Consider the following 16765-nt stretch of genomic DNA (forward strand, 5'->3'; position numbering starts at 1 on the left):
CATGAATGACGCGCTGGCCCGCTTTGTCATCCTCTACCTGCAACTGGACAAGCATCAGTTGCACCGCTTGCCGGAGGTCTATGCCGATGAGGTGCTCTTCATCGATCCTGCGCACCGGATAGAGGGGCTGGCCGCGCTCACCCGCTACTTTTCCTCCCTTTATGAGCGCCTTGCCCAGTGCAGTTTCGAGATAACGAGTCAGCAGCAGTCGGGCAACGAAGCCTGGCTCGCCTGGGTCATGACCTTCTCCCACCCCAGGATTGCCGGTGGCCGGGCCGTCAGGGTGGAGGGGGCCACCCGGCTGACGTTCGACTCCTGGGGCAAGGTGTGCCAGCACCGGGACTACTTCGATCTCGGGGCCATGCTCTACGAGCAGTTGCCGCTGCTGGGGCCCGTGGTACGGGCCATCAAGGGGAGGCTGGGGACATGAGCGGCCGGGTGCTGATCACCGGGGCCACCTCGGGCATCGGCCGCCAGCTGGCGCTGGATTATCGGCGCGCCGGCTGGCAGGTGTGGGGTTGTGGCCGGGACGAGGTGCGCTTGCAGGCACTGACCGACCTGGGGATCACCCCTTTGCGATTCGATGCGCGCGACAGCGCCGCCATGGCCGGGGTGGCCGCAAGCCTGCCCGCCCTCGACCTGCTCATTCTCAATGCGGGCAACTGTGAATACATGGATCCGGCAGAAGGCTTTGACGGCGCCCTGTTTGCCCGGGTCATCGAGACCAACCTCATCGCCACCGGCAACGCCCTGGCCGCCTTGCTGCCGCGGTTGGGGGCGGGTGGACGGCTTGCCATCGTCAGCTCCTCGGTGAGCTGGCTGCCCCTGCCACGGGCGGAGGCCTATGGCGCCTCCAAGGCGGCCCTCGATTATCTGGCGGATACGTTGCGCCTGGATCTGGCCAGCAAGGGCATCGGGGTGACCCTGATCCGCCCGGGCTTCGTGCAGACGCCGCTCACCGACAAGAATGATTTTCCCATGCCCTGCCTGGTGACGGTGGAAGAGGCTTCCCGCGCCATCATGACGGGGCTTGCCGCCGGTCGCCACCAGATCCACTTTCCCCGTCGCTTCATCTGGCTGCTGCGCCTGCTCGGCGCTCTGCCGACGGGGCTCTGGCTGCGCCTTGGCCGCACACTCGTTTCGAAAGGACGCCCTTCATGAAGAAAAAGATCGCCATCGTCGGCTCCGGTATCTCCGGTCTCACCGCCGGTTTTCTGCTCCACAAGCTGCATGACATCACCCTGTTAGAGGCGGCGCCGACCCTGGGAGGCCACACCGCCACCGTGGAGGTGGAACAGGCTGGGCGCCACTATGCCATCGACACCGGCTTCATCGTCTTCAATGACCGTACCTATCCCAACTTCCTCAAATTGCTGGAGCGCATCGGGGTGGGGCGCCAACCCGCCGAGATGAGCTTCTCGGTCAAGAGTCCCGAGGGGATGGAGTACAACGGCCACAACCTCGATACCCTGTTCGCCCGGCGCCGCAATCTGCTGAGCCCGCGCTTCTATCGCTTCGTCGCCGAGATCCTGCGCTTCAACCGGGAGGCGCGGGCCTGGCTGGCCGCGCATCGCCAGCGGGAGCTGACCCCCGAGCTGACCCTGGGGGACTTCCTGCTGGCGGGGAAATTCAGCGACTATTTCGCCCGCCACTACATCCTGCCCATGGGAGCGGCCATCTGGTCCTCCACCCTGGCGGACATGCGTGCCTTCCCCTTGAGCTTCTTTCTGCGGTTTTTCGCCAACCACGGGCTGCTGGAGGTGGCGAACCGACCTCAGTGGTATGTGATCCCGGGAGGCTCGCGAGAGTACATAGGGCCGCTCACGGCGGGCTGGCAGTCGCGCATCCGCCTCGCTACCCCGGTGGAGGCGGTGCGCCGGGTGGCGGATGGCGTCGTGGTCACCAGCCAGGGGCAGGAGGCCCATTTTGACGAGGTGATCTTCGCCTGTCACAGCGATCAGGCCCTGGCCCTGCTGGCGGATGCGAGCGAGGGAGAGAGGGCCATCCTCGGGAACATGCCCTATCAGGCCAACGACGTCTGGCTGCACACCGACGCCTCCTGCCTGCCGATGCGCCGCAAGGCGTGGGCGAGCTGGAACTACCAGCTCGGTGAGGATGACGAGGCGCGCCCCCTGGTGAGCTACAACATGAACATCCTGCAGGGGGTGAGCTCCCCAGCGCCTTTCTGCGTCAGCCTCAATCCCCGTGGACGGGTGGACGAGAGCAAGGTGTTGCGCCGTTTCGTCTATCATCATCCGGTATTCAATCAGGGCTCCATCGCCGCCCAGCAGCGACGGGGCGAGATCTGTGGCCATCAGCGCACCCACTTCTGCGGGGCTTACTGGTACAACGGTTTTCACGAGGACGGGGTGCGCAGCGCCCTGGACGTGGCCAGACGCTTCGGGGCCGAGCTATGAGCGGCGCCGCGGCCTTGACGCAAGGGGACGAGGGAATGGGGGAGGGGATCAGCGCCATCTGGCAAGGCTCGGTGCGCCATCGCCGCTTCGCCCCAAGGGCCCACGCTTTTTCATACAGCCTCTTCATGCTGGGGCTGGATCTGGACGAACTGCCCGGGCTTGAGCAGGGGCGCTGGTTTGCCGTGGAGCGGGCCGGACTGCTCTCGTTTCGCCGCGAGGACTATCTGCGGGGCAGCGAAGGGCCCCTCAAGCAGGCGGTCTGGGACAAGGTGGCGGCCCTCGGGGGGGATGCGGAGCCCGGCGGGCGGGTGCTGCTCCTTGGCAACGTGCGCTGCCTCGGGTTTTATTTCAGCCCGGTCAATTTCTACTTCTGCGATCGGGCGGGGGAGACCCGCTACCTGCTGGCGGAGGTCTCCAATACCCCCTGGAACGAGCGCCACTACTACCTGCTTGATCTGGCGGCGCTCTCCCCCCATGACAAGGATTTTCATGTCTCCCCCTTCATGGGACTGGGGATGCGCTACCACTGGCGCATCCGGGCGCCGAAAGAGGAGGCGCTGATCCATATCGAGAGCCACCCCGTATCCGGTGAGAGCAAGCTGTTTGACGCCACCCTGGCCCTGCGCCGCGCGCCGCTGTCGCGCAAGGGGCTGGCGGCACTGCTGGCTCGCTGGCCCTGGATGACCCTGAAGGTGCTGCTCGGGATCTACTGGCAGGCCCTGCGCCTTTTTATCAAACGCACCCCCGTCTTCACCCATCCGGAGAGCCGCCCGTGACGCTGACACACCCGTTTAATTCCGCTTCCTGGTGTTGTCAGCAGCCCATGGTGCGGGTTCATCCCAACCGAACGACCCCACTCTTGACCCATTCGGAGAGCCGCTAATGGAACTTGCTCAATCAACCCTCTCTGCCTCTTTCATCGACAAGGGGGCCAAGCAACTGCTGCTCAAATTGCTGGCGCGCCTTGAGCAGGGCCAGCTGGTGCTCCACGACGGCAGTGAGTGCCACCGTTTCGGCAAGGCGGGCAGCGACCTGCATGCCGAGCTGGTGGTGCAGGATCCGGCGTTTTATCGCCGCCTGCTGCTGGGGGGCAGCATCGCCGCAGGAGAAACCTGGGTGGAGGGTCTCTGGACCAGCCCGGAGCCGGTGGCACTGGTGCGCTTGCTGGCCCGCAATCTGCCGCTGCTCGACGCCCTGGAACGCCGCCTCGGCTGGCTCAGCTTCCCGTTCAACAAGGTGCGCCACTGGTTCAATCGCAATACCCTGACCGGTTCGCGCGCCAACATCGCCGCCCACTATGACCTTGGCAACACCCTCTATCAGGGCTTTCTCGACGATCACATGCAGTATTCGAGCGCCATCTATCCCCACCCGGACGCCACCCTGGAGGAGGGGCAGCAGGCCAAGCTGCGCACCATCTGTGAGCGGCTTGAGCTTGGGCCGGACGACCACCTGCTGGAGATAGGCACCGGCTGGGGCGGTCTTGCCGTCTATGCGGCCCGTCACTATGGTTGTCGGGTCACCACCACTACCATCTCCCGGGCCCAGCACGACTATGCCAAGGCGTGGATCGAGCGGGAGGGGCTGGGGGATCGCATCACCTTGCTGCTGGAGGATTACCGCAAGCTGGAGGGACGCTATGACAAGCTGGTCTCCATCGAGATGATCGAGGCGGTGGGGCACGCCTTCCTGCCCGACTATTTCCGCCAGTTGTCGCGCCTGCTCAAGCCCGGCGGACGCCTGCTGATCCAGGCCATCACCATCGCCGATCAGCGCCACGCCCAGTATCTGCGCGGGGTGGACTTCATCCAGCGCTACATCTTCCCGGGAGGCTGCCTGCCCTGCGTCTCCCAGATGGCGGGTCTGCTGGCGCGGGAGACCGACATGCAGCTGGTACGGCTGCACGATCACGGCCACCACTATGCCCGTACCCTGGCCCACTGGTGCGAACGCTTCCTGGCGCTGGCCCCGGAGCTGCCCAAGCTCGGTTACAGCCAGGATTTCATCCGGCTCTGGCACTTCTACTTCGCCTACTGTGAAGGGGGGTTCTGGGAGCGGGCCATCAGCCTGGTGCAACTGGAGGCCGCCAAGCCGGGGCCCCATGGCTGGTCCGGGGACTTGCCGGCAAGCGGTCGCTGATCATGTGGCAGTGGGCCCACCTGCTGGGATTCAACCTCTACTGGTTGCTGGCGGTGACATGGCAGCAACCGGGCCCGCTGCTCGGGATGCTGCTGCTCCATTTCATCTTCTCCCCCCGCCGCGGGCAGGACTGGTGCCTCATCCCGGTCGCCCTGGCAGGCTGCCTGCTCGACATCCTGCTCTGGCGCCTCGGCCTGTTTCACTTTCCGTCCGGTTTTCCGCTCTGGCTGTTGCTGCTCTGGTGCGGTTTCTCCCTGACCCTCTCCCACGGCCTTCCCTGGCTTCGCCCCTTGCCGCGCTGGCAACAGGGGCTGTTCGGCATGGTGGGGGGTGCCTCCTCCTATATGGCGGGGGCCGCCATGGGGGCAGTAAACTTACCCTGGGGCATCTGGACAAGCGCAGTGCTGCTGGCGGTGATCTGGATGTGGTGGTTACCCGTACTCCTGTGGGTAACGGTCAAGCTGGAGGGTGAGACGAGATGAACACCTTTTCGACCGACACCTTGTTGTTTTCCAAGTGGACCAGGGATGGCCAGTGCGAGCTGGCCGAGCGTTTCTACCTGGTGGTGGCCTGCCAGCGCGATGCCCAGGGGCATCTGGCGAGCGTGGTGATGCAGGATATCAACACCCTGCAGGAACAGGAGATGGACTGGCATGAACTGGAGGATCCCGCCCGTTGGCACATGGGGTGGAACTAGCCTGCTGCTGGCGGCCTTGAGCCTGCCACTGTTTGCGACCGCCCAGAGCGTTGCCGCCCCCTGGCAGGGGCTGCGCACCGTGGGACAGGGGGAGATGCGCTGGCTCTGGTTCAAGCTCTATGACGCCACCCTCTACAGCGAGAGCGGCCGCTATCAGCCGGGGCGCTACCCACAGGCCCTCAGCATTACCTACGCGAGGGCCATCGAGCGCCAGGATTTGCTGGAGGCGACCGCCGCCGAGTGGCAGCGGCTCGGCCTTGGCAGCGAGAGTGAGCGCCAACGCTGGCTGGCTCGACTGGCCACGCTCTGGCCGGATGTCGCCCCCGGCGACAAGCTGGTTTTTTATGTGGACGAGCAGGGGGCGGGCCACTTCTGGTTGCGAGACCGCCTCCTTGGCTCTCTCGATGATCCCGCCTTCGCCCCCGCGTTTCTTGCTATCTGGCTGACTGACGACAGCCGGGATCCCGCTCTGACCCGCCGCCTGCGCGGCCAATCCTGATGGAGTATTCCATGAAATTCTCTTCCTGGTGGCGTCTTGCCTGGTTGCTGCCCCTGCTGTGGCTCTCTGGTTGCGGCGCGGGTCTTGACGATTATCGCGGCTCCCGGCCGGGTTGGGATCTCGCCCGTTTCTTCAATGGCAAGCTGGTGGCCCACGGCCTGGTGACGGACCGCAGCGGCGAAGTGACCAGTCGCTTTCGGGTCGAGATGCAGGGGAACTGGCGAGAGGGCAAGGGAGAGCTGTTCGAGCAGTTCTATTTCGATGATGGCCGTCGGCAGACCCGCACCTGGTTTTTGAGCAAGGGGGCGGATGGCCACTGGCGCGGCACGGCTTCAGACGTGGTGGGGGAGGCGGTAGGCAAGACAGAGGGCTTTGCCCTCAACTGGCGTTATCAACTCGATCTGGCTCTGCCGGATGAGAGCGTGGTGAGGGTGAGCTTTGATGACTGGATGTATCTGCTGGACGACGATCGCCTGATCAACCGCGCGAAGATCAGCAAGTTCGGCATTCATCTCGGCGAGGTGATCCTCTACATCGAGCGGCTCGAGCGATGAAAGGGAGGCTTTTGCCCATCGGCGATAGCCGTTCACTATGGATCGGCAAGGCAGAGCCGATTGTCCTTTGAGTCTGTGCGGGGATATGCTGACCCTGTTCCCGATAATGCTTACCACCTGGAGGTGAATCATGAAGAGCCCCATCGGTCTTGATACCGTTCAATCCCAAGCCCTGGCCGCCGAGCTGAACAGGCTGCTGGCCAGCTACCAGATCCTCTACATGAACGTCCGTGGTTTTCACTGGAACATCCGCGGCAACCAGTTCTTCGAGCTGCACCTGAAGTTCGAGGAGATCTACAACGATCTGCTGCTGAAGGTCGATGCCCTGGCCGAGCGCATCCTGACTCTGGACGGGGTGCCCCTGCACAGCTTCAGCGACTACATCCAGGTCTCCGACATTCCCGAACAGAAAGGGCTGCACGACGGTCGTGCCTGCGTCGAGTCCCTGCTGGAGAGTTTCCGCGAACTGCTGGTGGCCCAGCGCCGCATCCTGGGGCAGGCCGCCGATGCCGGTGATGAAGGGACTGCGTCCATTCTCTCCGACTATGTGCAGCAGCAGGAGAAACTGGTCTGGATGCTGCGCGCCTACCTGGCCTGATGACCCTGGGGCCGGATGCCCATGCCCCGGCCCGTATCATTGCCCTGTTGTTGTAAACCCGAGTTGTCTCTCCTTTTATCCACCCGCTTGCCGCCCGATTCGGGCGGCTTTTTTGTATTTGATCTGCATCAATGAAAAGTTAATTGGTAAATTGAATGCCTATTAAGTTCTGAGCCGGAGGAATAGAATCGCCACAAAACAAACAACTGAAATGTCCAATTAGGAGAGGCATGATGTTTTGTGTGCAATGTGAACAGACAATTCGTACCCCGGCAGGCAATGGCTGCGCTTACGCACAAGGCATGTGCGGCAAGACGGCGGAAACCTCGGATCTGCAGGATGTGCTGATCTACACCCTGCAGGGTCTCAGCACCTGGGCCCTGGCGGCCCGCGAGCACGGCATGATCGACAGCGAGATCGACGCCTTCGTGCCCAAGGCCTTCTTCGCCACCCTCACCAATGTCAACTTCGACTCCGCCCGCATCGTGGCCTATGTCAACCAGGCGCTGGCCTATCGCCAGCAACTGGCCGCCAAGCTGGCACCGCTGGCGGTGCAGGCCGACACACTGCCCTCCGCCGCCCGTTTCGAGCCGGGTGTCGATCTGCTGGCCCAGCTCGCGCAGGCGCCGCAGACCGCGGTCAACCGCGGCAAGAACGAGGTCAACGAAGACATCATGGGGCTGCGCCTGCTCTGCCTCTACGGTCTCAAGGGGGCCGCCGCCTACATGGAACACGCCCGGGTGCTGGATCAGCAGGATGCCGGGGTGGCCGCCGAATTCCATCGCATCATGAGCTGGCTCGGCACGGATCCGAGCGATCTGGATCCGCTGTTCAAGTGCGCCATGGACATCGGCCTGCTGAACTTCAAGATCATGGAGATGCTGGATCTCGGTGAAACCACCGCCTTTGGCCATCCGGAGCCGACCCAGGTGCGCGTCACTCCGGTACCGGGCAAGTGCATCCTGGTCTCCGGCCATGACATGGTGGATCTCAAGCTCATCCTGGAGCAGACCAAGGGCACCGGCATCAATGTCTACACCCATGGCGAGATGCTGCCGGCGCTGGCCTACCCCTTCTTCAAGCAGTACCCGCACCTGGTGGGCAACTACGGCTCCGCCTGGCAGAACCAGCAGAAGGAGTTCGCGAACTTCCCGGGCGCCGTGGTGATGACCTCCAACTGCATCATCGACCCGAACGTGGGTAACTACTCGGATCGCATCTTCACCCGCTCCATCGTCGGCTGGCCGGGTGTGACCCACCTGGAAGGGGAAGATTTCTCCGCCGTGATCGCCAAGGCGCAGGCGCTGGAAGGCTTCAAGCACGTTGAGCTGGAGCACTTCATCACCATCGGCTTTGCCCGCAACGCCCTGATGCAGGCCGCTCCCGCGGTGATCGACAAGGTGAAGGCCGGCGAGATCAGCCACTTCTTCCTGGTGGGGGGCTGTGACGGTGACCGTGCCGAGCGCGCCTACTACACCGAGTTTGCCAAGGCGATCCCGCAGGACAGCCTGCTGCTCACCCTGGGTTGCGGCAAGTACAAGTTCAACAAGCTCGATTTTGGCGACATCGGCGGCATTCCGCGTCTGCTGGACGTGGGTCAGTGCAACGATGCCTACTCCGCCATCCAGCTGGCCCTGGCGCTCTCCGAGGCGTTCGAGTGCGGCGTCAACGATCTGCCGCTGACCCTGGTGCTCTCCTGGTTCGAGCAGAAAGCCATCGTCATCCTGCTCACCCTGCTGGCACTGGGTGTGAAGGACATCCGCACCGGCCCGACCGCCCCTGCCTTCCTCACCCCGGCCCTGCTCAAGGTACTGGAAGAGCAGTTCGGTCTGAAAGGTACCACTACCGCAGAAGCCGATCTCGCCGAGATCCTGGCGGCCTGACCCGAGACACAGCCTGACACGCTCAGCATGTTGTAAGCCTTTGGCGAGCCTGATGGCTCGCCTTTTTTCGACGCCATTCTTTCAACAAGAGGAGCCTTGTGATGACCTCCACCTCTTTCACCTTGCGCTGCATAGGTCGCCTTGCAGATACCCACGACGTGGCGAGCTGGCAGTTTGCCCCGCTGGCGGGCGAACTGCCCCCGGTGCTGGCCGGTCAGTGCGTCACCCTGCACACCGAGATTGACGGCAAGCCCCAGTGCCGCGCCTATACCCTCTCCTCCAGCCCGCAGGATCCTTTCTGGCAGGTCACCATCAAGGACGTGGGGCTGGTCTCCCACCACCTGCACCAGAGTCTGCAGGTAGGGGACGAGATCCGGGTCGACGGCCCCTTCGGCGACTTCCACCTGACGGCGCTCCCCTGCGAGCGGCCACTGCTGCTCAGCGCCGGCTCCGGCATCACCCCCATGTGGGCCATGCTGCGGGACGAGCTCGCCAGGCGGCCCGAGGCGGATATCCGCTTCATCCACAGCGCCAGAACCCCCGAGGATGTGATCTTCGCAAATGAGCTGGTCGCGCTGGCAGAGGCCCATGTCGGTGTGCGCCATGCCCTGATACTGGAAGAAGCCCCTTCAGAGTACCCCTGGGTAGGCAGGCTCACGCCGGAGATGCTGAGGGAATTGGCGCCGGATCTCTTGAGCCGCCACGTCTATCTGTGCGGACCCGCTCCCTACATGGCGGCGGTGAGCGAGATGCTGGCCGGGCTCGGCCTGCCCGCCGGGCAGTTGCACCAGGAGTCCTTCGGTCTGCCTGCTGTGACATCGAGCGCAGTGCCAGTGGAAACCGGCAGCGACCACTTCTGGCTGACCCTGAAAAAGAGCGGCAAGAAGGTGAAGATACTGCCGGGCCAGACCCTGCTGGCGGCGCTGGAGGGGGCGGGGGAGACCATGATGGCGGCCTGCCGCGCCGGGGTGTGCGGCGCCTGCCGCTGCACCACGGAAGGGGAGATCGAGCGCCAGAGCGTGATGACATTGAGCGCGCAGGATCTGGAGGGCGGCGTCGCCCTGGCCTGCTCCTGCACCGCCAAGGGGGATATCAGCCTGGATTATTGATGGTGTCATCAGAGCTTCGTGCTTTTCTCGCATCGGCCCGGCGGGTACACTCTGCCCAGTTTCATCAGAATGCGGGATAACACATGACAATCTTGGTCACAGGGGGCGCCGGTTACATCGGTTCCCACACCCTGGTCGAGCTGCTCGGCACCGGGCAGCAGGTGGTAGTTCTGGACAACCTCTCCAACTCATCGCCTGAGTCCCTCAGGCGAGTGGAGCGGATCACCGGCAAGCCGGTCACCTTCGTGGAGGGGGACATTCTGGACAGGGCCTGCCTGCAGCGGCTGTTTGCCGAGCACAGGATCGAATCCGTGATCCACTTCGCCGGCCTCAAGGCGGTGGGGGAGTCCAGCCAGATCCCGCTCACCTACTATCAGAACAACATCACAGGCACCCTGGTGCTGTGCGAGGAGATGGCCAGGGCCGGCGTGTTCCGGCTGGTGTTCAGCTCCTCGGCCACCGTCTATGGAGATCCCGCGTCTGTGCCCCTGCGGGAAGACTTCCCCACCGGCGCCACCAACCCTTATGGCCGCTCCAAGCTGATGGTGGAAGAGATACTGAGGGATCTGTCCAAATCCGACCCCCGCTGGGCCATCGTCCTGCTGCGCTACTTCAACCCGGTCGGTGCCCACGAGAGTGGCCTCATCGGGGAAGATCCCAACGGCATTCCCAACAACCTGCTGCCCTATATCAGCCAGGTTGGGGTGGGCAAGCTCAAGGAGCTGGGGGTATTCGGCAACGACTACCCGACGCCGGACGGCACCGGGGTGCGCGACTACATCCACGTCGTGGATCTCGCCATCGGTCACCTCAAGGCGCTGGCCCGCATCGCGGGCGACACCGGGGTCTTCACCTATAACCTCGGCACCGGCCAGGGCTATTCCGTGCTGGAGATGGTCAAGGCGTTCGAGGCGGCCAGCGGCCGCGCCATCCCGTATCAGATCAAGCCCCGCCGCCCTGGCGACATCGCCGAGTGCTGGGCCGAGCCCACCCTGGCCCGTGACGAGCTGGGCTGGCAGGCCGAGCGGGGTCTGGAGCAGATGATGATCGATACCTGGCGCTGGCAAAGCCAGAATCCGAACGGTTATGGCCCTGCTGCGAAGCCGTGATCACGGGTCATGCGTTGCTCGGGAGCCTCATTTATTCATATCAACTCGGGTCCCAGCGCTGCTCTTCGCCTTGCTGACAGCTTCTTGCGACGGCCCATCAGGCCTGATGGTTTGCAGCCTGAATAGCAAAACGCCCCGGCATGCCGGGCAATGCTGTTCACTTAAGAGAATTTGAGTTCCAGTCCACGTAGTATCAGGGCTAAAAAATGAGGGAGGCATGATGCCTCCCTCTTTCTATTGCAAGCCACGCTGGATAAAGGCTGAAGGAACATCGACTGGAAACAGCCTTGCTCCCCCAACTCAAGTCGCATTTATGAATAATTAGTCAAAAATGTGCTTATCTGAACAGCATTGCGGCATGCCGGGGCGTTTTTTCATGAACAACGCGCGGGTTACTGAATGCTCTTGCCGGCGCGGACATCCTTGATGATAGCCTTGAGGCTGGCCAGATCCCGCGGTGCGCCGCGCAGGATCTGATCGCCGATGATAAAGGCCGGGGTACCGGAAATGGCCATGGCTTCGGCCAGCGCCCGGTTGGTACCCAGATTCTGATCGATGCTGCCGTCCTTGATCTTCGCCTCGACCTTGCTCCAGTCCACGCCGGCGGCCCTGGCGACGTCTTTCACCTGGGCTTCGTCGGAGAGGGGTCCCTGATGGGCGTACAGCTTGTCGTGGAAGGCCTGGTATTTGTCGGGCTGGCCGAGCTTCACCGCCAGCGCCGCGCGGGCGGCGTAGTAGGAAGTTTCGCTCAGGATGGGGAACTGCTTGTAGATGTAGCGGATCTCCTTGTCCTCAGAGAGCAGTTGCTGAATGAGGGGATGAGCGCGCTTGCAGTAGCCGCAGTTGTAGTCGAAGAACTCCACCACCGTCAGGCTGCCCTTGGGATTGCCGCTCTCGGGATCCTGGTTGGCGAAGAGCTGCTTGGCATGGGCTTCTATCAGCGTCTTGTCGTTCTCGGCCTGCTGGCTCTCCTGCTTGGCACGCAGGGCGTTGGACATCTCGACCAGGATCTCCGGATTCTTGACCAGATAGTCGCGCACGATCTGCTCGACATCGCTCTTGGTCAGCTCGCTCGCCTGCACGGGCGCCGCAAGCAGGGTCGCGCCGGTCAGGGCGGCGAACAGGGCATGTTTGATTCTCATAAGTCCATCTTGCTGGGGATGTGGTAGTGGCCCCTATAGTGGGTGAGTCTGTTTTCAAGTCAAGCCATCCGCTTGAAAAAGCACGGTTTGCAGCGGTTTTGCCGGTTTTGTGCGCCAGATAGCCCAATAAATGGGCAAACAAACGGAGTGGGGATTTACAAGGGCTGGGGGCATGGGTAATATGCGTCGCACTGCTGCGGAGGGGTGGCAGAGCGGCTGAATGCACCGGTCTTGAAAACCGGCGATGGGCGACCATCCGTGGGTTCAAATCCCACCTCCTCCGCCATCTATATAGCCCAACTGATTGATTCGGTTGGGCTTTTTTGTATCTGCGATTTTTGGTATGCCAGTGAGTATGCCATTTGCTGTTGGCTGGCATGCTATCTAGATGAACGGCTTTGGACTGCATCCATGCGTATATAGCAGCAGAGGGCTTTTTAGCCCTCTGCTGTTGTTTCTGTTTAGCTGTACGAGCCTCGGTTAACTCGTCATCTCATGCTCTTGCATCAAACCCGCAATGCTCCGCCCCAACTCGATATCGTCATGGGGGATCAGCAAGTAACGCCATTGCTTGCCAGAATGCTGGCTTGCATGCTCATTAGCGTACTTACACCAACGAACCGCAGCCCGAGCTTTTGCTTGCACATCTGGGGTAGATACCTCGATTGCCTTTTTGGGCTCGATCAGCAAGCAGGCATCTTTAGTCTCCACCACGAAATCAGGCTCATAGTTATGCCCATTGGCATATTCGATCCGGAACTGCCCGTGGGCAGGCTTCATCCACTTGAGCACACTAGCATCCCCCTCGAGGATCTGCGCCAGGCGCCACTCACCATCGACAGAATCAAACTTTTGGTACGGATAACAGCATTTGCTAAATCCAGTGAACAACATCTGGCGAACCCTGCTCTTCTCTCCTGCCTGGATGGGAGAGCGGAAGTCACGAGGCTGTTCGTTATGGGCATAGTTGAAGGTGGCTGGGCGTAATACATCAAATCCTTTAGTCACGTGGCCAACGTAATCGGTTGGTGTCGTCCACATATGCTGTTTCATCTGCACCCAGATAAAGTCTGCCAGTTGCCGCCCCTGTGTTTTGAGCAGAACCTCTACCTCTTCATCATTCAGGTAGGTTTGCAAATGCGCAACCATTTGCCCTGCAAGGCGGTAAAGCAATCCCGCATGCTCGTCATAATCTATTTCGTCATGGTCGAAGAGATAATGAACCAGGTAGTTTTCCAGACGCTCCTCTGACATACCGCTTTGAGCCCAACTGATGGTGCTGGAGCTGTTGTCCTGCAGATTTTGCAGCAGCATCTCCTGACTACCTGGCCGCATCGCAATGCTGTTTAACCGACCCAACTCAAACTCTGCAAAACCATAGTTCACATCACGGGTCGGCAGGATCACGATCTGGGGAATGTCGATAGTGTGCTCTGCTACCTTTTTAGAAATCTGGCCAACCAGCTTCGCAATACTCTTCTCATCCAGCGCACGCGGAGCAACCGTCTCTGGGGAAGGCATACCAGTCAGTTCCGGTTGAATGGCTGGGCTGGGGATAGGCGGTGATATCTCCTTCATGACCTGTTGAACTTTATGGGTAACGCTTTGCAGTACTTCAGGCGTCATCAGCTCTTTGCTGCTTCCAAGGCGCTTAGCCTCTTCGCTGATGATCCTGACGGTGATCTCGGCAACTTGCCGTTGAGCCTCAGTTGCGAGAACCGGAGGGGGATTACCCGTGTGTGTACTGTTCGCTTGATACGCTGGAGCAAAGCCCTCCTTGACTTGATGGCCTTGACCATCAGTAGGAGTTAGTCCCAGCAGCGTATCGGCCTGCGATGGCACGATCACTTGATTCGGCTTATGTTCCGGGATCCCGTCATCGTCATCATCGGCACCGATGAAGAGCGTTTTCTTGATGATGGAGTCTTCCTGGTTGGAACGGTCAATGATCTCTTGAAACCGGTCATGGGCAATGATCGTCAATCGATCCACGGCCTCGACCCCTGTACGTTTCCCATAGGGCAGGCGCAAGCCCCGGCCAATGGTCTGCTCGGTCAGGATCTCGGAGGCAGACGCACGCAACGGCACTATGGTGTAGAGGTTGGTGACATCCCAGCCTTCTTTAAGCTTGTTAACGTGAATGACTATCTCGGTGCTCTTGTCATGCTCAACCGCTAACAGGCGTTGAGTGTTTTCGTCAGACTCTTGGCCGGTCTGGTTAGAGTGGACGGTAATCACCTTACCCTTATAGGCACCATGGAAAAATTCACTATCTTCTATACTGGCCTTGATGGCTTCGGCGTGGTTGGTATCTTGCGCCACCACCAGCATAAAAGGCTTAACCAATGGCCTACCGATATTGTTGGCATAGCTGGCCAACTCGGTTTTGACGTATTCATGATGATGGATGCCATCTTCCAGTTTGATGGTTTCAAGCTTCTGTTCGCTGTAACTACTGGCTTTGAAGTCTTTGCGGGTAGCCACTGCCGGAGTCTTGATGTAACCATCATTGAGGGCTCGGGCAAGCGGATAGTGCAACACGATATTCTTGAACTCTCGTGGCTTGGCCCCAGTGGTTTTCGGTGTTGCTGTCAGCTCGATACCCAGCACTGGCTTGAGGTCGTTGATTGCGGTTGCACCAGAGTCGGCGTAGTAACGGTGGGCTTCGTCCATCAAGACCACCAGATCAGGCAAGTCGGCCAGATAGTTGAAGTAGGAATCCCCGATATACTCCTGCAAGCGACGTACTTTCGCCTGCTTGGACTTCTCAGCCCCTTTCTTGTTATCCAGAGCATTGATCTTGGAAACATTAAAAATGTTGATATGCGGCGCGGTCTCGGCAGCAAACAAATCTCCCGTGGCACTCATCGTCTGAACCTGATCCAGACGAACGCCACGCCCCTCCTGATAGTCATCACCGGTGATCAATACTGGCGGTGTCTGAGCCAATTCGGGGATACCTTGGAACACATACTTGGGCGAGCCGGGCAAAAAATCCTGCTTCAGCTTTTCATAGATTGTCAGGTTAGGAGCCAAGACAAAGAAATGCTGGCTACGCCCGGTCAAATAGAGCCATGCAATCATGGCTCCCATCAGGCGGGTCTTACCAACACCGGTTGCCAGAGCAAAGCAGAGCGAAGGGAAGTCTCGCTCAAAACTCTTGAATGGCAGCTTCTCGGCTTTGAGGAGATCAATCCAGTGCTGTAAATCAGGCTCTTTCTCCAGTTTCAGCTGTTCTAACAAGCGGCAGAGGATCGCGAGAGATTCACTCTGCGGCTTGCGCAGGGAAAGGCGCGCCCCGATCTGGTTGGCGATAGTGGTCCCGTTGCTCATTTGTTTTCCTTATTCTTCGCTGTCGTCATCAGCCCACTCTTCGTCCTGCTCTTCTGGCAGCACATTGAGGGTGAAGCTGTAGTCATCATGATCCCACTCGCATTTGTTCAGAATGGCTTTGGGGATCTTCTTCAGCGTCAAATTCGGGAAGTCGGCGCCATCCATCATAAACGCCTTACAACAGATCAACAGGGTACGCTCACTCCCCACCTCCTCGCTGATCCGCTTGAGCTGGTCATAAGCCAGTGAACCGGTGGTCACGTAGATATGATCCGTTTCAGTGCTGTAACCATGATTCCAGAACTGGGTTTGGCTTGGTGCATAGGTAAAGCCCATATGCTTGCATACAGCCTCGGCCAGCATCTCGGCGTTATATTCCTTGTTGATCACCCAGTTGCCCCAGTCATCTTTTTTCAGCAAAGAAGGAGCCAAGCGAAGATATCGGAAACCACCGCCACCTTGCCAGTTAACTGACTTGGAAATACCATCTTGATCTTGACCTGTAATTACATTTTTTAATCTTGGTTGGATATGCGTTAATGCTTGCTCTCCAAGCTCAATCGCAATCCAGCGCCGATTCATTTTGTGCGCTACAGCAACAGTTGTTCCGGAACCAGAGAAAGAATCTAAAACGAAATCTCCTTCTGTAGTACACAGTTCGAGCACTCTCTTTATCAAACCCTCAGGCTTTTTCCCTTTGGGAAATTTCACGCCACCTTCTTTGTGTAAATTATTAGATAAAATATCGTCCCAAAGGTTAGTTAAGGGTTCTCCGGCAACCAATTCACCATCAACCATTTTGAGTTTATCTTTGTAAAAAAGTATGCGTTCCCCTTTTTTGAAATACATGTCAGAGTAGCCATCTCTTTTAAGTAAAAAGACAGTGTTTGGATCTTTCTGTGAAAGATCAATTACATCACGAACTGATTGACCAACAGAACTGTAATCAGGTCTTGCTGTACGAATTACACGCTCAGGATTTTTCAAGACAAATTCGTTTAGTTCTTTTTCATACTTTTCGCCCAGCTTTTTCTTTGCTTCAGCTGGTTTCATGCCAAGAGTTTCAGAAAATGCTGACGATAAGGTTTTGTAATCCCATGATGTATATCCATCTTCATAGTTATAGATGAATTGAGAATATGTAAGTATTCACCGGAACAGTATTGACACAGGAAAAATGAGACGATCGTCTCTTGATCCCACTTTCCTGCTTGCTTGATCCTGCTCCTTAGATACGCTCCCCCCATGAGCAAAAACACCATGCATTCCGCGGGAATGCCCACCA

General features: G+C 59.6%; 17 protein-coding genes and 1 tRNA gene. 14 read left to right on the forward strand and 4 right to left on the reverse strand.

Features of this window, described 5'->3' with window-relative positions; genetic code table 11:
* Position 1 precedes the first annotated feature (1 nt).
* The 13 genes from J9889_RS09350 to galE all read left to right on the forward strand — a co-directional run bounded on the left by J9889_RS09350 (position 2) and on the right by galE (position 11005).
* Complete coding sequence (locus J9889_RS09350; RefSeq protein ID WP_111896707.1) at positions 2-430, forward strand: nuclear transport factor 2 family protein; 429 nt, start codon at positions 2-4, stop codon at positions 428-430.
* A complete protein-coding gene (locus tag J9889_RS09355; RefSeq protein ID WP_069785034.1) occupies positions 427-1161 on the forward strand; it encodes an SDR family NAD(P)-dependent oxidoreductase in 735 nt (244 codons plus the stop codon). The genes J9889_RS09350 and J9889_RS09355 overlap by 4 nt, the downstream gene beginning before the upstream one ends.
* A complete protein-coding gene (locus J9889_RS09360) occupies positions 1158-2417 on the forward strand; it encodes an FAD-dependent oxidoreductase (protein ID WP_210556494.1) in 1260 nt (419 codons plus the stop codon). The genes J9889_RS09355 and J9889_RS09360 overlap by 4 nt, the downstream gene beginning before the upstream one ends.
* Entirely contained in the window at positions 2414-3193 is a 780-nt protein-coding gene (locus tag J9889_RS09365) for a DUF1365 domain-containing protein (protein ID WP_042017709.1), read from the forward strand. Before J9889_RS09360 ends, J9889_RS09365 begins: the two co-directional genes overlap by 4 nt.
* A gap of 106 nt (positions 3194-3299) precedes the next feature.
* Positions 3300-4556 carry a cyclopropane-fatty-acyl-phospholipid synthase family protein gene (locus J9889_RS09370; protein WP_010673324.1) on the forward strand — a complete coding sequence of 419 codons (1257 nt, stop codon included), beginning with the start codon at positions 3300-3302 and terminating at the stop codon, positions 4554-4556.
* 2 nt (positions 4557-4558) lie between these two features.
* Positions 4559-5038 carry a DUF2878 domain-containing protein gene (locus tag J9889_RS09375; protein WP_210556495.1) on the forward strand — a complete coding sequence of 160 codons (480 nt, stop codon included), beginning with the start codon at positions 4559-4561 and terminating at the stop codon, positions 5036-5038.
* Positions 5035-5253 carry a TIGR02450 family Trp-rich protein gene (locus J9889_RS09380; RefSeq protein ID WP_010673326.1) on the forward strand — a complete coding sequence of 73 codons (219 nt, stop codon included), beginning with the start codon at positions 5035-5037 and terminating at the stop codon, positions 5251-5253. Before J9889_RS09375 ends, J9889_RS09380 begins: the two co-directional genes overlap by 4 nt.
* Positions 5210-5752, forward strand: coding sequence for a chalcone isomerase family protein (locus J9889_RS09385; RefSeq protein WP_069785031.1), 543 nt, complete (start codon positions 5210-5212; stop codon positions 5750-5752). The genes J9889_RS09380 and J9889_RS09385 overlap by 44 nt, the downstream gene beginning before the upstream one ends.
* 11 nt (positions 5753-5763) lie before the next feature.
* Positions 5764-6306 carry a DUF3833 domain-containing protein gene (locus tag J9889_RS09390; protein WP_210556496.1) on the forward strand — a complete coding sequence of 181 codons (543 nt, stop codon included), beginning with the start codon at positions 5764-5766 and terminating at the stop codon, positions 6304-6306.
* 130 nt (positions 6307-6436) lie between these two features.
* Complete coding sequence (locus J9889_RS09395) at positions 6437-6904, forward strand: Dps family protein (protein ID WP_210556497.1); 468 nt, start codon at positions 6437-6439, stop codon at positions 6902-6904.
* Between the two features lie 233 nt (positions 6905-7137).
* Entirely contained in the window at positions 7138-8787 is a 1650-nt protein-coding gene (gene hcp, locus J9889_RS09400; protein WP_210556498.1) for a hydroxylamine reductase, read from the forward strand.
* Positions 8788-8888: 101 nt separating this feature from the next.
* Positions 8889-9896, forward strand: coding sequence for a hybrid-cluster NAD(P)-dependent oxidoreductase (locus tag J9889_RS09405; protein WP_210556499.1), 1008 nt, complete (start codon positions 8889-8891; stop codon positions 9894-9896).
* 83 nt (positions 9897-9979) lie between these two features.
* Positions 9980-11005 (forward strand): UDP-glucose 4-epimerase GalE, encoded by a 1026-nt coding sequence (gene galE, locus J9889_RS09410; protein WP_210556500.1) that lies wholly within the window; start codon positions 9980-9982, stop codon positions 11003-11005.
* Positions 11006-11397: 392 nt separating this feature from the next.
* On the opposite strand, the gene J9889_RS09415 is transcribed toward galE, so the two are convergent.
* The gene (locus J9889_RS09415) at positions 11398-12147 is read right to left on the reverse strand and encodes a DsbA family protein (RefSeq protein ID WP_039041345.1); all 750 of its coding nucleotides are present in this window, start codon (positions 12145-12147) and stop codon (positions 11398-11400) included.
* A 198-nt stretch (positions 12148-12345) separates the two neighbouring features.
* On the opposite strand from J9889_RS09415, the gene J9889_RS09420 reads away from it, so the two are divergent.
* A tRNA-Ser gene (locus tag J9889_RS09420) sits at positions 12346-12433 on the forward strand.
* Positions 12434-12627: 194 nt separating this feature from the next.
* Here J9889_RS09420 and J9889_RS09425 read toward each other — a convergent pair.
* The 3 genes from J9889_RS09425 to J9889_RS09435 form a co-directional block, all read right to left on the reverse strand.
* On the reverse strand, positions 12628-15480 hold the full coding sequence (locus J9889_RS09425; protein WP_210556501.1) for a DEAD/DEAH box helicase family protein: 2853 nt from the start codon (positions 15478-15480) through the stop codon (positions 12628-12630).
* A 9-nt stretch (positions 15481-15489) separates the two neighbouring features.
* Positions 15490-16533 (reverse strand): site-specific DNA-methyltransferase, encoded by a 1044-nt coding sequence (locus J9889_RS09430; RefSeq protein ID WP_210556502.1) that lies wholly within the window; start codon positions 16531-16533, stop codon positions 15490-15492.
* Positions 16530-16765: hypothetical protein (locus J9889_RS09435; RefSeq protein ID WP_210556503.1), on the reverse strand; the 236-nt coding region annotated here is incomplete at its 5' end. The genes J9889_RS09430 and J9889_RS09435, both read right to left, overlap by 4 nt.

The sequence above is a fragment of the Aeromonas sp. PrichA-15 genome, assembly GCF_017939245.1.
GTDB classification, from domain to species: Bacteria; Pseudomonadota; Gammaproteobacteria; order Enterobacterales; family Aeromonadaceae; genus Aeromonas; species Aeromonas caviae.

Bases quoted from the DNA above. Each gene is read 5' to 3' on its own strand.
- J9889_RS09350 (WP_111896707.1), top strand. From the start codon at position 2: ATGAATGACGCGCTGGCCCGCTTTGTCATCCTCTACCTGCAACTGGAC.
- J9889_RS09355 (WP_069785034.1), top strand. From the start codon at position 427: ATGAGCGGCCGGGTGCTGATCACCGGGGCCACCTCGGGCATCGGCCGC.
- J9889_RS09360 (WP_210556494.1), top strand. From the start codon at position 1,158: ATGAAGAAAAAGATCGCCATCGTCGGCTCCGGTATCTCCGGTCTCACC.
- J9889_RS09365 (WP_042017709.1), top strand. From the start codon at position 2,414: ATGAGCGGCGCCGCGGCCTTGACGCAAGGGGACGAGGGAATGGGGGAG.
- J9889_RS09370 (WP_010673324.1), top strand. From the start codon at position 3,300: ATGGAACTTGCTCAATCAACCCTCTCTGCCTCTTTCATCGACAAGGGG.
- J9889_RS09375 (WP_210556495.1), top strand. From the start codon at position 4,559: ATGTGGCAGTGGGCCCACCTGCTGGGATTCAACCTCTACTGGTTGCTG.
- J9889_RS09380 (WP_010673326.1), top strand. From the start codon at position 5,035: ATGAACACCTTTTCGACCGACACCTTGTTGTTTTCCAAGTGGACCAGG.
- J9889_RS09385 (WP_069785031.1), top strand. From the start codon at position 5,210: ATGAACTGGAGGATCCCGCCCGTTGGCACATGGGGTGGAACTAGCCTG.
- J9889_RS09390 (WP_210556496.1), top strand. From the start codon at position 5,764: ATGAAATTCTCTTCCTGGTGGCGTCTTGCCTGGTTGCTGCCCCTGCTG.
- J9889_RS09395 (WP_210556497.1), top strand. From the start codon at position 6,437: ATGAAGAGCCCCATCGGTCTTGATACCGTTCAATCCCAAGCCCTGGCC.
- hcp (WP_210556498.1), top strand. From the start codon at position 7,138: ATGTTTTGTGTGCAATGTGAACAGACAATTCGTACCCCGGCAGGCAAT.
- J9889_RS09405 (WP_210556499.1), top strand. From the start codon at position 8,889: ATGACCTCCACCTCTTTCACCTTGCGCTGCATAGGTCGCCTTGCAGAT.
- galE (WP_210556500.1), top strand. From the start codon at position 9,980: ATGACAATCTTGGTCACAGGGGGCGCCGGTTACATCGGTTCCCACACC.
- J9889_RS09415 (WP_039041345.1), bottom strand. From the start codon at position 12,147: ATGAGAATCAAACATGCCCTGTTCGCCGCCCTGACCGGCGCGACCCTG.
- J9889_RS09425 (WP_210556501.1), bottom strand. From the start codon at position 15,480: ATGAGCAACGGGACCACTATCGCCAACCAGATCGGGGCGCGCCTTTCC.
- J9889_RS09430 (WP_210556502.1), bottom strand. From the start codon at position 16,533: ATGAAACCAGCTGAAGCAAAGAAAAAGCTGGGCGAAAAGTATGAAAAA.